A 17,918-nucleotide genomic window follows, 5' to 3' on the forward strand; every position below is an offset into this window, starting at 1 on the left:
GCCTCCGAGAAGAAAGCCCGCCATGAAAGCCGATACCCGTTTCGTCCTGCGCCCGCTCGCGGCCGCGCTGCTGCTCTGCTGCGGCCTGGCCCACGCCCAAAGCGCCGGTGAAAGCGCGCTGATGAAGCGCCTGGACCAGCTCGCCAGCGAGCTGGCCGCCGTCAAGGCCGAGCTGGCCACGCTGCAGCAGCAACAGCGCGCCACCGCCGCCGCACCGGCCCCGGCGGCTGCACCCGCGGCCGTGCCCGCCGCGGCCCCGGCCGGCTACGCCGCCGCCGCACCGGCCGCGGGCGAGCCCGCCACCGTCATCACCGGCTACGGCGAGGTCAACTACAACCGCTACAAGAACGACGCCAAGAAGACGGAAGCCGACCTGCGCCGCGCCGTCATCGGCATCCAGCACCGCTTCGACGACAAGACCAAGGTCGTGACGGAGCTGGAGGTGGAGCACGCCGTGTCCTCCGCCGACGACGTGGGCGAAGTCGCGCTGGAGCAGGCCTACGTGGAGCACCAGTTCACCGACACCTGGGCCGGCCGCGCGGGCCTGTTCCTCATCCCCATGGGCCTGCTCAACGAGAACCACGAGCCCACCGCCTACTACGGCGTGGAGCGCAACTTCGTGGAGACGGCCATCATCCCCAGCACCTGGCGCGAGGGCGGCATCCAAGCCGTGGGCAGCTTCGACAACGGGCTGACGGTGCAGGCGGGCGTGTCCACCGGTTTCAACATCAGCGGCTGGAGCACGGAAGAAGGGCGCGAGTCGCCCCTGGGCACCATCCACCAGGAAATGGCGCAGGCCCGCGGCCGCGACCTCTCGCTGTTCGGCGCCCTCAACTGGCGCGGCGTCCCGGGGCTGCTGGTGGGCGGCGGCGTGTTCAGCGGCGGTGCCTCGCAGGCGCAGACGCTCAACAAGTCGCGCGTGACGCTGTGGGATGTGCACACCCGCTGGACGCCTGGCCGCTGGGACCTGGCCGCCGTCTACGCGCGCGGCAGCATCAGCAACAGCGCCGCGCTCAACACCGAGTTCGGCTTTGCCGGCGCCGCCGCGCCCATCCCCGCCCGCTTTGACGGCGGCTACGTGCAGGCCGCCTACAAGCTGTGGGAGAGCGGCCGCTACGCCCTGAAACCCTTCGTGCGGGCCGAGCGCTTCAACACCGGCCGCCGCTACGCCCAGGGCCTGGGCCCGGCGGGGGCGCCCAACGGGCTGCCGGCCGAGCGCGTGCTCACCGCCGGCGCCAACTTCGACATCGGCTCCGGCGTGGTGCTCAAGGCCGACATCCAGCGCTTCAAGCAAGATAAATCCATGGACCGCTTCGACCTGGGCCTGGGCTGGAGTTTTTAAACATGCGCGTGCTGCTGGCCCCCACAGCCGCCGCACTGGCCCTGGCCCCGGCCGGGGCCTTTGCCGTGGAGTACATGAGCGCCGAGCAGGCGGCCAAGCTCATGTTCCCGGAGGCCGAGCGCTTCGAGCCGCGCGCGCTCACGCTGGACGCGGCACAGATGCAGCAGCTCGCCGCCAGGGGCGTCGCGGCGCGCTCGGCGCAGTGGAGCGTGCAGGCCGCGCTGCGCGGCACGCAGGTGCTGGGCTACGTGGTGGCGGACGCCGTCATCGGCAAGTTCGAGCTCATCGGCTACGCCGTCGGCCTCACGGCCGAGGGGGCGGTCAAGCAGGTGGAAATCCTGTCCTACCGCGAGAGCCACGGCCACGAGGTGCGGCTGCCCGCGTGGCGCAAGCAGTTCGTGGGCAAGACGGGCGCCGCGCCGCTGCGCGTGGGCGAGGACATCGCCAACATCAGCGGCGCCACGCTGAGCTGCACCCACGTCACCGACGGCGTGCGACGCATCGTGGTGGTGGTGGAGATGGGGAAGAAGGGCGGGGTGCTCTGATTTGAGCCGGCGGCCCGCGTGATGTCGTCGCCCGGCCCCGCTCCCAGGCCCTGGCAGCGCCGCGCCCGCCCGCTGCTGGGCACGCTGGTCGACATGGCCGCCGACGCCGGCGCGCCCGCGCCCGCGCTGGAGGCCGCCTTCGCCGCCGTCGCCGAGGTCCAGGCCGCGCTCTCGCGCTTCGATCCCGGCAGCGACGTCGCCCGCTTCGAGCGCCTGGGCGCCGGCGGTGAGCTGAGGCTCCACCCGGCAGGCAGCCGCGTGCTCCACGCCGCCCAAGCCCTGCACGCGGCCAGCGGCGGCCGCTTCGACGTCGCCCTGGGCAGCGGCCGCTGGCGCGTCGAGGGTGCCCGCCTCCTGAAACTCGATGCCGCCACCCGGCTGGACTTGGGCGGCATCGCCAAGGGCCATGCCGTGGACCGCGCCGTGGCCGCGCTGCGCCGCGCGGGCGCGCGCGCCGGCTGGGTCAATGCCGGCGGCGACCTGCGCGCCTTTGGCGACGTCGAAGTGCCGCTGCAACTGCGCGACGAGCGCGGCGGCGGCGTCCGCCCCCTGGGATTTCTGCACGAAGGCGCCTTCGCCACCAGCCACTACGGCCCCGGCAGCCGCAGCCGGCTGCACGGCGGCACGGACAATGGCGGGTTTCGCCATGTCAGCGTGGCCGCGCCGCGCGCCCTCTGGGCCGACGCGCTGGCCAAGCTCGTGGCGCTGGACGACATCGACGTGGCGCCGCTGCTGCGGCGCCTGGGAGCACAGGCATGGGTCCATCCAAGCCCCTGAAACATTCGCCGCCGCCGCACCGCCCGCACGGTGCCGGCGGCGTCATAGACCTCGCCCTGGCCAAGCACGCCACCGCCCGCCATGCCGCCGCCGCAGCCGGCGCGGCCCGCGCGCCCACGCTCACCGTGGCCCGCTGGCAGCGCCTGCTGCTGCTGGCCACCGCCGCGCTGCTGCTGGCCAGCGGTGCCGCCTGGCTGGCCGTGCACTACCTGCTGGGAGCGGGCGCCGGCGAGCTGCCGCACCCGGCCGAGCCCTGGCTGATGCGGCTGCACGGCGCGGGCGCCTTCGCCGCGCTGTTCGCGGGCGGCGCCATGGCGGGCGCCCACGTGCAGGCGGGCTGGCGCGTGTCGGCGCGGCTGGGCCGCCAGCGCGGCAGCGGCATCGCGCTCGTGAGCCTGCTGTCGCTCACCGTGCTCAGCGCCTACCTGCTCTATTACTTCGCGCCGGAAGCGTGGCGCGGCCTCATGGGCTGGATTCACGCCGGCTTGGGCGCCGCGCTGGCCGGTACCGGGCTGTGGCACGCGCGGCGCCGTCTCTTGAGCTGGCGCAAGCCCTGAGCAGCCACGGGCGGCTAGGAGCAGGTGATAATGAGACAGAATCTCATTTACACGAGCTCCGACGCGTGACCATGCTGCTATCCGACCTGCCCAACGGCGCCAGCGCCACCGTGCAGCGCGTGCTGCCTGAAGCACCGCCGCTGGACGCCGCCGCGCTGCGCCGCTTGGGCGAGCTGGGCTTCCTGCCGGGCGAGCCCGTGCAGGTGCTGCGCCGCGGCCCGGGCGGGCGCGAGCCCCTCGCCGTGACGGTGGGGCAGACCATGTTCGCGCTGCGTCTGGCCGAAGCGCGCTCCATAGAAGTCATCCCCGACTGACCCACGCAACAAGAGCCGCCAAGAGGGAGCCGCCATGTCCGCCGCCGAACTGCCGTCCCCCGTCGCGCTGCCCAGCGTGGCCCTGGTGGGCAACCCCAACTGCGGCAAGACCGCGCTGTTCAACCTGCTCACCGGCGCGCGCCAGAAGGTCGCCAACTACGCCGGCGTGACCGTGGAGCGCAAGCTGGGCACCGCCAGGCTGCCCAACGGCCACAGCGTGCAGGTCATCGACCTGCCCGGCGCCTACAGCCTGCGCCCGGCCACGCCGGACGAGGAAGTGACGCTGCAGGTGCTGCAGGGCCAGCGTGTGGGCGAGGCGGTGCCGGACTACATCGTGGCCGTGGCCGACGCCACCAACCTGCGCATGAACCTGCGCCTGGTGCTGGAGCTCAAGAGCTTGGGCCGGCCCATGATGCTCACGCTCAACATGACCGACGTGGCCCGCGCCCGCGGCATCCACATCGACACGCAGCGCCTGTCGCGCGAGCTGGGCATCCCCGTCGTCGAAACCATCGCCGTCAAGGGCGACGGCCACAAGGCGCTCATCGAGCAGCTCGTGAAACACCTGCAGTCCGACCCGCCGGACCCGCAGCTCAACGCGCCGCACACGCTGTCGCTGCCGGAGAGCGCCGCGCTGCAGCAGGAGGTGCGCCGCATCCTCGAAGCCGCCGCGCCCAGCGCGCTGAACGTCAAGCGCTTCCACTACAAGCTCGACGCCTGGGTGATGCACCCGGTGTGGGGCCTGGTGATCCTGGCGGCGCTGCTGTTCATCGTGTTCCAGGCCGTGTTCTCCTGGGCCAGCGTGCCCATGGACGCCATCGAGGCGGGCTTCGCGCAACTCGGCCAGTGGGTCAACGCGCACATGGCCGACGGGCCGCTGCGCAGCCTGGTGGTGGACGGCGTCATCGCCGGCGCGGGCGGGGTGCTGGTCTTCCTGCCGCAGATCCTGATCCTGTTCTTCTTCATCCTGGTGCTGGAGGACTCCGGCTACCTGCCGCGCGCGGCCTTCCTGCTGGACAACCTCATGGGCCGCGTGGGCCTCTCCGGCCGCGCCTTCATCCCGCTGCTGTCCAGCTTCGCCTGCGCCGTGCCGGGGGTGATGGCCACGCGCACCATCACGCACTGGCGCGACCGGCTCGCGACCATCATGGTCGCGCCGCTCATGACCTGCTCCGCGCGGCTGCCGGTGTATGCGCTGCTGATAGGCGCCTTCATCCCCGAGCGCTCGGTGGGGCCCTTCAACCTGCAGGGCTTGACGCTGTTTGCGCTCTACGTGGCCGGCGTGTTCTCGGCCATGGCGGTCGCCTGGGTGTTCAAGCGCGTGTGGCACCGCAGCCGCTACCAGCCGCTGATGCTGGAGCTGCCGCCCTACCGCGTCCCGGGCCTGCGCAACCTCGGCCTGGGCCTGTGGGAGCGGGCGCGCATCTTCCTGCGCCGGGTGGGCACCATCATCTTTGCGCTGACGGTGCTGCTGTGGTTCCTCTCCAGCTACCCGGCGCCGCCCGCGGACTGGAGCGGCACGGCCATCGAGTACAGCTTTGCCGGCCAGCTCGGACGCATCCTGGAAGTGGTGTTCGCGCCGCTGGGCTTCAACTGGCAGATCTCCATCGCGCTGGTGCCGGGCATGGCTGCGCGCGAGGTGGTCGTCAGCGCCCTGGGCACCGTGTACGCCCTGTCCGGTGACGGCGTGGACGCGGCGCTGGCGCCGCTGATCGCCAAGCAGTGGCCGCTGGCCACCTGCTTCTCGCTGCTGGCGTGGTTCGTGTTCGCGCCGCAGTGCATTTCCACCCTGGCCGCCGTCAAGCGCGAGACCAATGCCTGGCGCTACCCCATCGCCATGGCCGTGTACCTGTTCGGCCTGGCCTACCTGGCGGCGTTCATCACTTACCGCGTGGCGGTGGTGCTTGGAGGAGGTTGAGCTTCATGACGCAGACGCTGATCGTTGCCGTGCTGGTCGCTTGGGCCAGCGTCTATGCCGCCTGGGTGCTCATGCCCACGCCGCTGCGCCGCGCGCTGCTGCGGCTTGGGCAGCGCTACTGCCCGGGGCTGGCGCGCCGCGTGGCGCCGTCGGCCGAGGGCGGCTGCGGCGGGTGTGGCGGTGCTTGCGGGCCGGCGAAGAAGCCGGCGGGCGGCAGGGCCGAGGGGCAGACCATCCAGTTGCACCTGAAGCGGCGCTCCTGATGTGACGACGCCGGGCTGGGCCCGGCGTTTTTCATGGAGGCGTGATGGCGGCGAGTGCCGCCGCGGGCGCCGTCACTTGGCCGCCACGCGCGCCTTCTCCAGCTCGGCCTGGAACGCCTTGACCAGCGGCTCGCCCACCTGCGCGGCGTACTTGTCCACCACGGGCTTGACCTTGTCGCGCATGCGCTGCAGCTCGGCGGGCGCGACGTCGTTGATCAACATGCCGTGCTTGATCAGCTCCTGGCGCGACTTCTCGCTCATCTCGCGCGCCACCTTGCGCTGGTAGTCGCGGGCCTCGAAGGCCGAGTCCTGCACGATCTTCTTCTCGTCGGCCGAGAGGCTGTCCCAGAACTTCTTGCTCACCAGCAGCATCTGCGGGTTGTAGATGTGCCGGGTGTTGCTCATGTACTTCTGCACCTCGTAGAACTTGGAGGCCTCGGCCGTGGCGTAGGGGTTCTCCTGGCCGTCCACGGCCTTGCTCTCCATCGCGGTGTACAGCTCGGGGAAGGGCATGGGCACGGCGTTGGCGCCCAACGCGTTGAGCATGTCGATGTAGAGCGGGTTGAGGATGGTGCGGATCTTCAGGCCCTGGATGTCTTCCATCTTCTGGATGGGCCGCTTGCTGTTGGTGATGCTGCGGTAGCCCTGCTCCATGTAGGCCAGGCCGACCAGGCCCTTGGCGGGCATCATGTCCAGCAGCTTCTTGCCCACGGGGCCGTCGAGCACCAGGTCGGCCTCGCGCTCGGTGGCGAAGGCGAAGGGGAAGTCCAGCAGGACGAACTCCTTGATCATGCCCACGAGCTGCGCCGGCGCCATCATGGACGCCTCCACCGTGCCGCCCTGCATGGCCGACGCCACCTGCTGCTCCCCGCCCAACGTGCCGCCGGGGAAGATCTTCACTTTCAGCTTGCCGCCGCTCTTGGCGCTCATGAGGTCGGCGAACTTCTGCGCGCCCAGGCCCTGCGGGTGGTCGAGCTGGTTGACGATGGGCAGCTTGATGGTGCGCTCCTTGACGTCGGCGGCCCAGGCGGTGCCGGTGGTGAAGGTGCCCAACAGGAGGGCGGCGCCTGCGGCGAGGAAGCTGCGCTTGAAGCGGTGGATGCTGTTCATGGGGTGGTCTCCGAGGGACGTGCTGGCAGCGGTGGGCCGGCTCGTGGATGGGAAGAAGGGGTGTGTGTCGGGGGGCAGTCCGCGGGCCTTGGTGCCTGGGCCTGTCAGCCCACGCGCTCAATTTCCGCCAGCAGCGCGGCGCTCATGGCCTCCAGCGGCGCCTGCAGGCCGCCGCTGTAGAGCTCGACCTGGCCGCGGGCCTGGTGAAGCATCATCCGCGTGCCGTCCGAGGTGCGGCAGCCCAGGGCCTGCGCGTCGCGTATGAGGCGGCTGCGCACGGGAATGAAGGCCGCGTCCATCACGAACAGGTGCGGCGCCAGGCGGCCGGCGATGGGGTTGACGTCCGGCGCCTTGAAGCCCGCCGCGGTGGCATTGACCACGCCGTCGAAGTCCGCGGCCTTGAAATCCTCCAGCGTGCCGCCGAAGTCCAGGCCGAAATCCGCCGCCAGGGCGCGGGCCTTGTCGGCCGTGCGGTTGAACACCGTCACGCGCGCGCCGGCCTCGCGCAGCCCGTAGGCGATGGCGCGGGCCGCGCCGCCGGCGCCCAGCAGCGCGACCTTCTTGTCCGGCAGCGTGGTGATCTCCTCCAGCGCCCGCACCGCGCCCACGCAGTCGGTGTTGTAGCCGGTGAGTTTTCCATCGACGTGGTTGATGGTGTTGACGGCGCCTATGGCGCGCGCGGTCTCGTCCAGCGCGTCCAGGTGCGCCATGACGGCCTGCTTGTGCGGCATGGACACGTTCAGGCCGCGAATGCCCAGCGCACGCACGGCGGCGATGGCGCCGGGCACGTCCTCCACGCCGAAGCACACGAAGGTGTAGTCCAGGCCCAGCGCCGCATAGGCGGCGTTGTGCACCTTGACGTTGAAAGTGAAGGGCGAGCCCATGATGGAGCCGCACAGGGTGGGGATGGAGCGGGGCATGGCGGAGGTGTCCTGGGTCGGTTGGCGGCGCGTCAGCGCCGGGGCAGCAGGGCGCAGGCCGGGCGCTGGCCGTCCAGCGCCATCAGCAGGTTGTCGGTGGCCAGCTCGGCCATGGCGCGGCGCGTCTCGTGCGTGGCCGAGCCGATGTGCGGCAGCGGCGTCACGCGCGGGTGGGTGCGCAGCGGCGAGTCCTGCGGCAGCGGCTCCGTGGCAAACACGTCCAGCGCCGCGGCGCGCAGGCTGCCGTGGTCCAGGGCGTGCAGCAGCGCGTCTTCCTGTACCAAGCCGCCGCGGGCGCCGTTGACGAAGAGGGCGCCGGGCTTCATCAGCCCGAACTCGCGCGCGCCCATGAGGCCGCGGGTGGCGTCGGTGAGCGGCAGGGTCAGCGCCACGATGTCGGCACGCCGCAGCACGTCGTCCATGGGGAGCTGCGTGGCCTGGCCGGCCAGCTCGGCCACCTGCACCGCATGGGGGTCGTGGTAGAGCACGCGCATGTTGAAACCCAGGGCGGCGCGCCGCGCCAGCGCCTGGCCGATGCGCCCAAAGCCCAGGATGCCCAGCGTCTTGCCGTGCACGTCCCAGCCGAAGAGGTCTTCGCCGATGTTGCGCACCCAGCGCCCCTCGCGCACAAGGTTGGCCACCTCCACCAGCCGCCGGCTGGCGCACAGGATGAGGGCGAACAGCGTGTCGGCCGTGGTTTCCGTGAGCACGCCCGGCGTGTGGCAAAGCATCACGCCGCGCTGCTCCAGGTAGGGCAGGTCGTAGTTGTCCACGCCCACGGAAATGCTGGAGATCACCTCCAGCGCCGGCGCCCGCTCCAGCGCGGCGGCGTCCAATTTGAAACTCGAGCCGATCAGCCCCTGCGCCGTGGGCAGCGCGGCCAGGAAGCGCGGCAGCTCCTCGGCGCGGCGCGGGTCGGCCACGGTCACCGTGTGGCGCTGGGCGATGCGCTCCAGCAGGTCCGGCGGCAGGGCGCGGAAGACGAGAACGTTCTTTCTTTGGCTCACAGCCCGGCCTCCAGCAGTTGCGCCCGCGTGGGCAGCCCTTCGGTGTCGCCCGTGACCTGCACGGCGCGCGCGCCTATCCAGGCGCCGCGCCGCGCGGCGTCGGCCACGCTGCGGCCTTCCAGGCGGGCGCTGATCACGCCCACCGCAAAACCGTCGCCCGCGCCCACGGTGTCCACGACGCGGGCCACGGGGAAGGCGGCCACCTGGCCCGTGCCCTCGTCGGCGTCGTCGTAATAGGCGCCCTCGGCGCCCAGCTTCACGACCACGGTGCGCACGCCCTGGCCGCGGTAGAAGCGGGCGATGCCCTGCGGGTCGCGGGTGCCGGTGAGGATGAAGCCTTCCTCGATGCCGGGCAGCACCAGGTCGGCCTGCACGGCCAGGGCGTTGAGCGTGTCGCGCATCACGTCCTGCGAGGCCCACAGCGTCGGCCGCAGGTTGGGGTCGAAAGAGATGGGCTTGCTCGCCTCGCGCATCACGGCGATGGCGCGGCGGGCGAGCGCCAGGGTGCTGGCCGACAGCGCCGCGAACACGCCCGTGACGTGCAGTTGGCGCGCGCCGCGCAGCCAGGCTTCGTCCAGGTGCTGCAGCCCCATGCGGCTGGCGGCGGAGCCGGCGCGGTGGTACTCCACGGGCGGGTCGCTGCCGTCGTCCACGCGGCCCTTGAACTGGAAGCCGCTACGCTCGCCGGCGGCCACTTCCACGTGGGAGCAGTCCAGGCCCTCGCGCGTCATCTCGGCCAGCAGGTAGCGGCCCATGGAGTCCGCGCCCAGCCGGCTGCCCCAGCCCACGCGATGGCCCAGGCGCGACAGGCCGATCGCCACGTTGGTCTCGGCACCGGCCGTGCGCTTGTGGAAGTGCTGGACCTGCTCCAGCGGGCCGCACTCGTCGGCCACCAGCATGAGCATGGCTTCGCCGAAGGTCACGACGTCCAGCGCCGTGTCGTGATGGGGGATGTCGTTCATGCCTGGGTCTCCACGCGGCGCAGCAGGGCGATCTCGGCCCGGGTGACGGCCTTCAGATCGTCGCCCTGCAGCGGGTATTCGATGGCGCGCGGCACCTCAGGAGGCAGCGCGCGCAGCACGGCACGCCAGGGGGCGGCCGATTCCAGCAGCGGCACGGCCACCCAGCGGTCCTGGCGCCGGTGCACGCCCTTGCAGTGCACGTAGCCGACCTGGGGGGCCAGCGCCTGCGCCGCCTGCAGCGGGTCTTCTCCGAGCCAGTGCCAGTTGCCCATGTCGAAGGTCAGGGGCAACGGCAAGCCGGCGTCCCGCGCGTCGCTGCAAAAGCGGCGCAGCGCGGGCAGGGTGCCGGCGGACTCGGTCTGGTCGTTCTCGATCAGCAATTCAATGGGGGTGTCGCCCAGCCGGTCGGCCAGGGCGCCCAGGCCGCGGCCGGCATAGCCGCCAATGGACATTTTCAGGCGCGGTGCGCCCAACAGGCGGGCGTGGTCCAGGGCGCGCTCCAGGGCGGCCACGGCGAGCGACCCGTCGGCCTGCCACAGCCCCTGCGGGCTGGAATAGACGCGCGCCAGGCGACAGGCGGCGGTCAGCGTCGCCAGCGCCGGCAGCTCGCGCGCCGGATCGGCCAGCAGCTCGCCGCGCACCTCCACGCCATCCGCCCCGGCCTCGGCCGCCAGCTCGGTGAACCAGCACTGGCCGTGGCGGCGCACTTCGGCTGCGCCAAAAGCGCCCAGGGAGATGAGGATTTGGGGAGAAGGCATGGATGGCTGCTGTTGGGAAACCGGTTTCTCAAGAGTTTAAGAAACCGGTTTCAAGATGGTATGAGGGCTAACCCGGAGCGGGCATTGATCTTCAGACGAGCCGCCCGGCGGCAGCGGCGGAGGGGCCCGCCGCTCTACGGGAAGAGGGCCTTCAGCCTTCCCGTTGCGACGAGCCCCGCGCCAGCAGCCGCGCCGGCAGCCTGAAGCGGCGCGGTTGGGTGGTTTGGCCTGGGTTCTCCAGCCGCTCTATGAGGCAGCGCGCGGCCTGCTGGCCGATGTCGTCGGTGGGCTGCGCCAGCGTGGTGATGCCTGGGCCCACCAGCGGGGCCCAGTCGGTTTCGTCGAAGGTGACCAGGCCCAGCTCGCGGCCCAGCGTGCAGCCCAGGCGCTTGGCGGCGGCGGCGATGCGCAGGCCGACCACGGCGTTGACGGCCAGCACGGCGGGGCGGCGGGCGTCGTCGCCCGCGCGCTGCAGCAGCGCGCGCAGCGCGGCGTCCAGCGTCGCGTCGTCGCCCGCGGGCACTTCCACGCCCTGGCCACGGCACTGCGCCGCCTGGGCCGAGGTGTAGGCGGTGAAGGCGGCCCTCCGCTCCTCGCGCGAGGTGGCGCTTTGTATGGGCTCGGTGACGAAGAGCAGCTCATTCCAGCCTTGCTGCAGCAGGTGGTCCAGCGCCAGGGGCACGGCCTGCGCGTTGTCCAGGCCCACGAGGTCCAGCGGCGCGTCCAGTGCGCGGTCCACGAGGACGATGGGCTTGTTGCGCTGCAGCGCATCGTCCAGCACCTGCCGCTCGCGGCCCAAGGTGTGGAGGATGAAGCCTTCCACCTGGTAGGAGGCCAGGGCCGTGATGGCCTCGCGCTCGCGGCCCTCGTCGCCGGCCAGGTTGTAGAGCATGAGCATGTAGCCCGCGGCGCGGCACACGCGCTCGGCGCCCTGCATCACGGCCACGGAGAAGGGGTTGGCCACGTCCGCCACCACCAGGCCGATGAGGCGCGAGCGCCCGCGCTTGAGCGCTTGCGCCATGGGGCTGGGCGCGTAGCCCAGCCGGGTGATGGCCTCCTGCACCCGCGCCGCCAGCTCCGGGCTCATCAGCTCGCCGCGGCGGTTGATGACGCGCGAAACGGTCGCCTTGGACACGCCGGCCTCGCGGGCGACGTCGTCGATGGTGATGCGGGTGCGGGCGGTGGGGGCAGGATGGGCGGACATGCCGCTACTGTAGCCCGCGCGTCAAGAAACCGGTTTCAGGGATTTGCCGGAGCCGGGAGTGCCGGGTGCAAAAAAGCCGCCGGCGTGCAGGCCGGCGGCTTGTGGGTGATGCGGGCCGCGGTGGCGGGCCTGCGCAGCGCACGCGCGTCAGGCGATGCGCCCCGACACCGGAATGTCTTCCCGGTTGGGCTGGTTGTTGACGGCGGGCTCCTCGGTCGCGCCGAACACCGGGGCGGAGAGGGCGCGGCCCAAGCCCTCCAGGGCGCTGTCCTTGTGCTGTGAGCCCTCAGGCGCTTCGCGCCAGGGGGCGTGTGCGCCGTGGCGCGCACCCTGGGTGCGCATGGCGCGGTATTTCTCGTCGAGTTGCCGCGCGTATTCCTCGCGGTAGCGCTCGAAATGGGCGTCGCTGGAACGTAGGTCAGCCATGGTCAAACCTCCGTGAAAACCGTTGTCGAAAGAACGGGATGCGAGCGTGCCGCAATCGGCATGCCCGCCACAATGGCGCGCGGCTTGCCCATGGCGGGCAACGCGGGAATTCCCATAGAGGACAAACATGGCAACAGGCAGCCTGCTGGCGCTGGTGGACGACATAGGTACCGTGCTCGACGATGTGGCGGTTCTTTCCAAGGTGGCGGCCAAGAAGACGGCCGGCGTGTTGGGCGACGATCTGGCGCTCAATGCGCAGCAGGTCACGGGCGTGCGCGCCGAGCGCGAGGTGCCCGTGGTGCTGGCGGTGGCCAAGGGCTCGCTGGTGAACAAGGCCATCCTGGTGCCGCTGGCGCTGCTCATCAGCGCTTTTGCCCCATGGGCGGTGACGCCGCTGCTCATGGTCGGCGGGCTGTTCCTGTGTTTTGAAGGCGTGGAAAAGCTGGCCCACCGCTTCCTGCACAGCAAGGAGGAGGACGAAGCCGCCCATGCCGATCTCGTGCGCGCGCTGGACGATCCGAAGGTGGACCTGGTCGCCTTCGAGAAGGAGAAGATCAAGGGTGCGGTGCGCACCGATTTCATCCTCTCGGCAGAGATCATCGCCATCACCCTGGGCGCCGTGGCCGGGCAGCCGTTGATCACGCAGGTGGGCGTGCTGGTGGGAATCTCGCTGCTGATGACGGTGGGCGTCTACGGCATCGTGGCCGGCATCGTGAAGCTGGACGACCTGGGCCTGTGGCTGCAGCGCAAGGCGTCGTCCGCCGCTCAAGCCATAGGCGGCTGGATCGTGCGCGCCACGCCCTGGCTGATGAAGGCGCTGTCGGTGGCGGGCACGGTCGCGATGTTCCTGGTGGGCGGCGGCATCCTGGTGCATGGCGTGAGCGTGCTGCACCACTGGATAGAAGAGGCCACCGACGAGCACACGGGCGCCATGGACGTGCTGCTCACCAGCCTCTTCGACGCGGCAGTGGGCATCGTGGCCGGCGCCGTGGTGCTGGTGGTGGTGACGCTGGTGCAGCGCCTGCGCGGACGCCAGCCGGCGCATTGAGCTAGCGAAACTGCCTGTTTTTTGGGCAGAGCAAGCGTCCGCCGATACGAATCAAGGACTTAACGATGCTGTGGGCAGGTGGCCCACAGTGTTGTCCACAGCGATAGGGGAAAACCCGGACCCCAAAATGGAGCAACCCGCCAGCGGCCTTGATCCGGGGGCGGGTTGCTTGTCGTCCTCAAGCAGATATCGGAGGCGGTACTGGGTAAGCCCTGGCGGCGTTCCGTTCTGGCCTTCCGCAGTGCCATCGGTTGACGGCTTCACTCTACGCGCCCACGAGCCGGGGATTCAAGTGCACCGACGTTGCTGTTAGGGGTTTGACGCGGTGCAGCAAGCGTGGCTGTCCGCGCCGGCTGTCATCAAGCTGCCTTATTTATGGGCATCGCCAAGGCGGTCCTTGTGAAACAACAACTTAAGCGCGGTGCGAGCAGGCGCCTCACAGGGTTGTCCACAGCGGCTGGGGAGAACCTGCCGGACGTGCGAAAGATGAGCGCGCAAAGAAAAAGGGCCTTGCTTGCGCAAGGCCCTTTTCGAATTTGTGGTGGAGACGAGGAGGATCGAACTCCCGACCTTCGCATTGCGAACGCGACGCTCTCCCAGCTGAGCTACGTCCCCACAGAAGCTAGCAGTGTAACGCTATCAATTCGGGTGTGCAAGCCTATCGGATCGAAAATTTGAATTTCTCATCTAGGGGCATGCGCAACCGTGGCCCAAGCCGGCGGCTCGGCGTCCCATTGCCACGGTCCGTGCGCCAGCAGCGCGTGCCAGGAGGCGTCCGGCAGGGCCTCGATGCGCAACGCCTGGCCCGTGGCCGGGTGCGCCAGCTCCAGCGACAGTGCATGCAGCCACAGGCGTTGCACCTGCAACCAGGCCGCCACGGCGCGGTTGTGCGGGCCCTTGCCATGCGTGGCGTCGCCAATGAGCGGATGCGCGATGTGTTTCATATGCCGGCGTATCTGGTGGCGGCGGCCGCTTTCCGGACAGACGCGCAGCAGCGCGTAGCGGCTCGTGGCGTGCTGCGCGTCGGTGGCGAAAGGCCATTCCACCCGCGCCAGGCGCTCGAAGCGCGTGCGCGCCGCCAGCAGCGGCTGGCCGGCGGAAGGGCGCTCAGGGTCGCGCGCGAGCGGATGGTCTATCTCGCCGGCCACCGGCGGCCAGCCGCGCACCAGCGCGAGATAGGTTTTTTTCGGCACACCCGCCTCGAATTGCGCGCCCACGCGGCGGGCCGTGTCGGCGTCCAGCGCGAAGGCCAGCACGCCGGACGTGCCCTTGTCCAGGCGGTGCACGGGCCACACGGGAGCACCTAGCTGATCGCGCAGCAGCTGCAGCGCGGCGCGCTGCTCGTGCGCGTCCAGCGCGGTGCGGTGCACCAGCAGGCCCGGCGGCTTGTCCACGACGGCGAGCTGCGCGTCGCGGTGCAGCAGCGGCAGCGGCGGGGCGTCGTCGTCCAGGTCGGTGGCGTCGCCGGCCGCCGGCGGGGGCAGGGGTGTCAAAGCAGGTCGCCGTCCACGTAGAACCAGCGCCCGTCCTCGCGAGTGAAACGGCTGATCTCGTGCAGGCGGTGGGCGCGGCCACCAAGCTTGCTGCGGGCAACGAACTCGACCAGGGCGTGAGCGGCGTCCAGCACCTCGTGGCGCTTGACTTGCAGGCCCAGCCAGCGCAGGCCCGGCTCGTTGGGCTCCAGCGCGGCGGGGCGCGTCGTCGGGTGCCAGGTCTCCAGCAGGTAGGGAACCAAGCCCAGGACGAAGGCGCTGTAGCGCGAGCGCATGAGCGCCTGCGCATCCGGCGCTTGTAGGTATTGCGCGCCGGCATGCCAGCGGCCGCAGCAGCCGGCATAAGAGGAGCCCCTGCCACAGGGGCAGGGCTCGGCAGGGAGCATCGTCATCGCGAGCGGGTGGTGTGGTGAAGCAACGGCCCGCCGCGCCTGGGCGATGCCCGGGATGCTGGAACGTCAGCGGGCGTCGCTGCCGGCGGCCGGGGCGGCGCCGGTGGGATCGTCGCGCTGGATTTCCGAGGCGCCGGCCGTGCCGTCGCCGGGATCGGTCACGTCGCCTTCAGGGGCGAGCGATTCGCCCTCGGCGCCACCTTCGCCCAGGCCGCCGGCGGCCTTGCGCGCCTTGCGCTCTACCATCTTCTCTTCCTTCTTTTTCTTCTTGGCCAGGTCGCGCTGGCGTTTCTCGAAGGCGTAATTGGGCTTGGCCATGCGGTCTCCTGCTGTGGAATGGGCGGCTAACGGGAAGCCGCCAAGTACCCATTGTCGCCGCTGCGCGACGCCTGCCGCAGCAGATGCGGCTCCAATGCGGGCAAGGAGCCGTTGCGGCGGCCCCCGCCCGCATTCTTCGGGCCATCAGCGCCCGCGGCTGTCTTTGAGCCCGGTGATGCGGTTGAACACCGCTCGGCCGGCCGCGTGGTCCTTGCGGTCGGTGACGAAGTACCCATGGCGCTCGAACTGGAAGCGCTCGTCCGCACCGGCCTGCGCCAGCGAGGGCTCCACCATGGCCTGCACCACGCGCAGGCTTTCCGGGTTGAGGCTGGCCTTGAAGTCGCGCCCGCCGGCATCCGGCTGCGCCTCGGTGAAGAGGCGGTCGTACAGCCGCACCTCCGCCGCCACGCCGCCGCCTTGTTCGGCCGACTGCGCGCCGACCCAGCCGATCACGCCCTTGACCTTCACGCTGTCGGCGCCCGGCGTGCCGCTCTTGGTGTCGGGCAACAGCTTGGCGCGCACCAGCGTCACGCGGCCGTCGGCGTCCTGCTCGAAGCCCGTGCACTCGATGACGTAGCCGTACTTCAGGCGTACGCGCCCGCCCGCCACGTCGCCCTTGGGCGGGTAGAGGCGGTGGTAGCCCTTGGGCGGATCGATGGCGAAGTCTTCGCGCTCGATCCAGACCTCGGAGCCCATGGCGAACTCGCGGCGGCCGCGCTCCGGCTGCGCCGGGTGCACGGGCGCGCTGCAGGGCTCGATGTGGCCGGCGCCCAGGGCCTCGCCCCAGTTCTCCAGGACGAGCTTGAGCGGGTCCAGCACCGCCAGGCCGCGCGCGGCCTTGGGGTCCAGGTCGTCGCGCAGCGACTGCTCCAGCGTGGCGTAGTCGATCCAGCTGTAGTCCTTGGCCACGCCGATGCGCTCGGCAAACAGCTGCAGCGCCTCGGCCGTGTAGCCGCGCCGGCGCAGGCCGACGATGGTGGGCATGCGCGGGTCGTCCCAGCCGTTGACGATGTTTTCATCCACCAGCGCCTTGAGCTTGCGCTTGCTCGTGATCACGTAGGTCAGATTGAGCCGGCCGAACTCGTACTGCTTGGGCAGCGGGCGCGCGAGCAGGCCCAGGTCGGCCAGGCGCTCCAGCACCCAGTCGTAGAAGGGGCGCTGGTCCTCGAACTCCAGCGTGCAGATGCTGTGGGTGATGTTCTCCAGCGCGTCCTCAATGGGGTGCGCGTAGGTGTACATCGGGTAGATGCACCAGCGGTCGCCCGTGTTGTGGTGCGTGGCGTGCTTGATGCGGTAGATGGCCGGGTCGCGCAGATTGATGTTGGGCGAGGCCATGTCGATCTTGGCGCGCAGCACCATGGCGCCGTCGGCGTGCCGGCCGTCGCGCATTTCGCGAAAGCGCGCGAGGTTCTCTTCGGCGCTGCGGTCGCGATAGGGGCTGTTGGTGCCGGGTGTGCCGAAGTCGCCGCGGTTGGCGCGCATCTGCTCCGGCGTCTGCTCGTCCACGTAGGCGTGGCCGGCCTCGATGAGGGCCTCGGCCGCGCGGTACATGAAGTCGAAGTAGTTGCTCGCGTAGTACAGGTGGCTGCTGCCGTTGGCCTCCCAGCCGAAGCCCAGCCACTGCACGGCGTCGAGGATGGAATCGACGTACTCCTGCTCTTCCTTCTCCGGGTTGGTGTCGTCGAAGCGCATATGGCAGACGCCGCCGTAGTCGCGCGCCAGGCCGAAGTTCAGGCAGATGCTCTTGGCGTGGCCGACGTGCAGGTAGCCGTTGGGCTCGGGCGGGAAGCGGGTGCGGATGCGCGCAGGGTCCAGCGCGCCGCTGCCTTGGTGCGCGGCGTCGCCGGGGCCGCCGGCCCAATGGCGTTGGGCATAGGTGCCTGCGGCCAGGTCGCGTTCGATGATGGCGCGCAGGAAGTTGCTCGGCTTGGGGGCTTCGGGTGCGGACATGGAGGTGTGGAAAGTGACCGGCCCGCGGCCGGTGCAATGCGGGTTGTTGCGGGGATTTTATAGAGGGGGTGCGTTTGCAGGCCGACACAATTGGCGGTGCACCGAAGGGCCGGCAGCCGCGTTGTGAAAGCCTGCTTGTCGAAGGACGCCGCCATGAAGCGATCCCTGCCCACTTTTTCCGCCGCCGCCGTGTTGTTTCTTGGCGGCTTGCTTGCGGCGCCGGCCCACGCGGCCGGCGTGCAATGGACCATTGGCGTCAATGCGTTGAACCCGGGCGTGGCGGTGGGCACCGTCATCTCCAACGTGCCCGTGCACCCGGCGCCGGTGTACGTCGCGCCGCCCGGCGTGGGCTATTCGCCGCCGCCGCCGGTCTACGTCTCGCCGCCGCCGCTGTACGTGCCGCGCCCGCCGGCCTACGTGGCGCCGCCACCCATCTACTACGCCCCGCCGCCCGTGTACGGGCCGCCCATGCCGCCGGTGTACGTGCCGGCCGCGCCGCGCTACATCGCGCCGCCGGGGGTGTATGCGGCACCGGTGGTCTATGCCGCGCCGGTGGTCGTCCCGGTGTGGCCGGGCGGCCACCACCATCACTGGCGCCGCTGAGCCTGCATCCC

Annotated in this window: 20 protein-coding genes and 1 tRNA gene; 9 read left to right on the forward strand and 12 right to left on the reverse strand. The window is 70.8% G+C overall.

Annotated elements, in window-relative coordinates:
- Nucleotides 1-22 precede the first annotated feature (22 nt).
- From SM757_RS14775 to SM757_RS14805, 7 genes are all read left to right on the forward strand, one after another.
- Complete coding sequence (locus SM757_RS14775; protein ID WP_066335719.1) at nucleotides 23-1,342, forward strand: hypothetical protein; 1,320 nt, start codon at nucleotides 23-25, stop codon at nucleotides 1,340-1,342.
- Nucleotides 1,343-1,344: 2 nt separating this feature from the next.
- A complete protein-coding gene (locus SM757_RS14780) occupies nucleotides 1,345-1,887 on the forward strand; it encodes an FMN-binding protein (protein ID WP_322466038.1) in 543 nt (180 codons plus the stop codon).
- 21 nt (nucleotides 1,888-1,908) lie between these two features.
- Entirely contained in the window at nucleotides 1,909-2,664 is a 756-nt protein-coding gene (locus SM757_RS14785; protein ID WP_322466039.1) for an FAD:protein FMN transferase, read from the forward strand.
- Nucleotides 2,643-3,221, forward strand: a complete 579-nt coding sequence (locus SM757_RS14790; protein WP_322466040.1) for a DUF4405 domain-containing protein — start codon at nucleotides 2,643-2,645, stop codon at nucleotides 3,219-3,221. The genes SM757_RS14785 and SM757_RS14790 overlap by 22 nt, the downstream gene beginning before the upstream one ends.
- Nucleotides 3,222-3,292: 71 nt before the next feature.
- Nucleotides 3,293-3,535: a FeoA family protein gene (locus tag SM757_RS14795; protein WP_066335768.1), complete on the forward strand. Its 243-nt coding sequence runs from the start codon at nucleotides 3,293-3,295 to the stop codon at nucleotides 3,533-3,535.
- Between the two features lie 34 nt (nucleotides 3,536-3,569).
- Nucleotides 3,570-5,453: a ferrous iron transporter B gene (gene feoB / locus SM757_RS14800; protein ID WP_322466041.1), complete on the forward strand. Its 1,884-nt coding sequence runs from the start codon at nucleotides 3,570-3,572 to the stop codon at nucleotides 5,451-5,453.
- A 5-nt stretch (nucleotides 5,454-5,458) separates the two neighbouring features.
- Nucleotides 5,459-5,716: a hypothetical protein gene (locus SM757_RS14805; RefSeq protein ID WP_157118888.1), complete on the forward strand. Its 258-nt coding sequence runs from the start codon at nucleotides 5,459-5,461 to the stop codon at nucleotides 5,714-5,716.
- Nucleotides 5,717-5,788: 72 nt separating this feature from the next.
- Here SM757_RS14805 and SM757_RS14810 read toward each other — a convergent pair whose 3' ends face one another.
- From SM757_RS14810 to SM757_RS14840, 7 genes are all read right to left on the reverse strand, one after another.
- Entirely contained in the window at nucleotides 5,789-6,826 is a 1,038-nt protein-coding gene (locus tag SM757_RS14810; RefSeq protein WP_322466042.1) for a TRAP transporter substrate-binding protein, read from the reverse strand.
- Between the two features lie 104 nt (nucleotides 6,827-6,930).
- A complete protein-coding gene (locus SM757_RS14815; RefSeq protein WP_322466043.1) occupies nucleotides 6,931-7,746 on the reverse strand; it encodes a shikimate dehydrogenase family protein in 816 nt (271 codons plus the stop codon).
- A 32-nt stretch (nucleotides 7,747-7,778) separates the two neighbouring features.
- Entirely contained in the window at nucleotides 7,779-8,753 is a 975-nt protein-coding gene (locus tag SM757_RS14820; protein WP_066335705.1) for a 2-hydroxyacid dehydrogenase, read from the reverse strand.
- On the reverse strand, nucleotides 8,750-9,715 hold the full coding sequence (locus SM757_RS14825; protein ID WP_066335704.1) for a sugar kinase: 966 nt from the start codon (nucleotides 9,713-9,715) through the stop codon (nucleotides 8,750-8,752). The genes SM757_RS14820 and SM757_RS14825 overlap by 4 nt, the downstream gene beginning before the upstream one ends.
- Nucleotides 9,712-10,473: a sugar phosphate isomerase/epimerase family protein gene (locus tag SM757_RS14830; RefSeq protein WP_322466044.1), complete on the reverse strand. Its 762-nt coding sequence runs from the start codon at nucleotides 10,471-10,473 to the stop codon at nucleotides 9,712-9,714. Before SM757_RS14830 ends, SM757_RS14825 begins: the two co-directional genes overlap by 4 nt.
- Before the next feature lie 151 nt (nucleotides 10,474-10,624).
- Nucleotides 10,625-11,677, reverse strand: a complete 1,053-nt coding sequence (locus tag SM757_RS14835; protein ID WP_322466045.1) for a LacI family DNA-binding transcriptional regulator — start codon at nucleotides 11,675-11,677, stop codon at nucleotides 10,625-10,627.
- 147 nt (nucleotides 11,678-11,824) lie between these two features.
- A complete protein-coding gene (locus SM757_RS14840) occupies nucleotides 11,825-12,103 on the reverse strand; it encodes a hypothetical protein (protein WP_157118887.1) in 279 nt (92 codons plus the stop codon).
- Between the two features lie 127 nt (nucleotides 12,104-12,230).
- On the opposite strand from SM757_RS14840, the gene SM757_RS14845 reads away from it, so the two are divergent.
- Nucleotides 12,231-13,151 carry a DUF808 domain-containing protein gene (locus SM757_RS14845; protein ID WP_322466046.1) on the forward strand — a complete coding sequence of 307 codons (921 nt, stop codon included), beginning with the start codon at nucleotides 12,231-12,233 and terminating at the stop codon, nucleotides 13,149-13,151.
- Between the two features lie 539 nt (nucleotides 13,152-13,690).
- On the opposite strand, the gene SM757_RS14850 is transcribed toward SM757_RS14845, so the two are convergent.
- The 5 genes from SM757_RS14850 to SM757_RS14870 all read right to left on the reverse strand — a co-directional run bounded on the left by SM757_RS14850 (nucleotide 13,691) and on the right by SM757_RS14870 (nucleotide 17,304).
- A tRNA-Ala gene (locus SM757_RS14850) sits at nucleotides 13,691-13,766 on the reverse strand.
- A gap of 68 nt (nucleotides 13,767-13,834) precedes the next feature.
- Nucleotides 13,835-14,644, reverse strand: coding sequence for a pseudouridine synthase (locus SM757_RS14855; protein WP_322466047.1), 810 nt, complete (start codon nucleotides 14,642-14,644; stop codon nucleotides 13,835-13,837).
- Nucleotides 14,641-15,036, reverse strand: a complete 396-nt coding sequence (locus tag SM757_RS14860; RefSeq protein ID WP_066335689.1) for a YchJ family protein — start codon at nucleotides 15,034-15,036, stop codon at nucleotides 14,641-14,643. Before SM757_RS14860 ends, SM757_RS14855 begins: the two co-directional genes overlap by 4 nt.
- Before the next feature lie 66 nt (nucleotides 15,037-15,102).
- Nucleotides 15,103-15,354, reverse strand: a complete 252-nt coding sequence (locus SM757_RS14865) for a hypothetical protein (protein ID WP_066335686.1) — start codon at nucleotides 15,352-15,354, stop codon at nucleotides 15,103-15,105.
- Between the two features lie 144 nt (nucleotides 15,355-15,498).
- Entirely contained in the window at nucleotides 15,499-17,304 is a 1,806-nt protein-coding gene (locus tag SM757_RS14870; protein WP_322466048.1) for a glutamine--tRNA ligase/YqeY domain fusion protein, read from the reverse strand.
- Between the two features lie 153 nt (nucleotides 17,305-17,457).
- On the opposite strand from SM757_RS14870, the gene SM757_RS14875 reads away from it, so the two are divergent.
- Complete coding sequence (locus SM757_RS14875) at nucleotides 17,458-17,907, forward strand: hypothetical protein (protein ID WP_322466049.1); 450 nt, start codon at nucleotides 17,458-17,460, stop codon at nucleotides 17,905-17,907.
- The last annotated feature ends 11 nt before the right edge of the window (nucleotides 17,908-17,918 follow it).

This window comes from Azohydromonas lata (assembly GCF_034427735.1).
Taxonomy (GTDB): domain Bacteria; phylum Pseudomonadota; class Gammaproteobacteria; order Burkholderiales; family Burkholderiaceae_C; genus Azohydromonas; species Azohydromonas lata.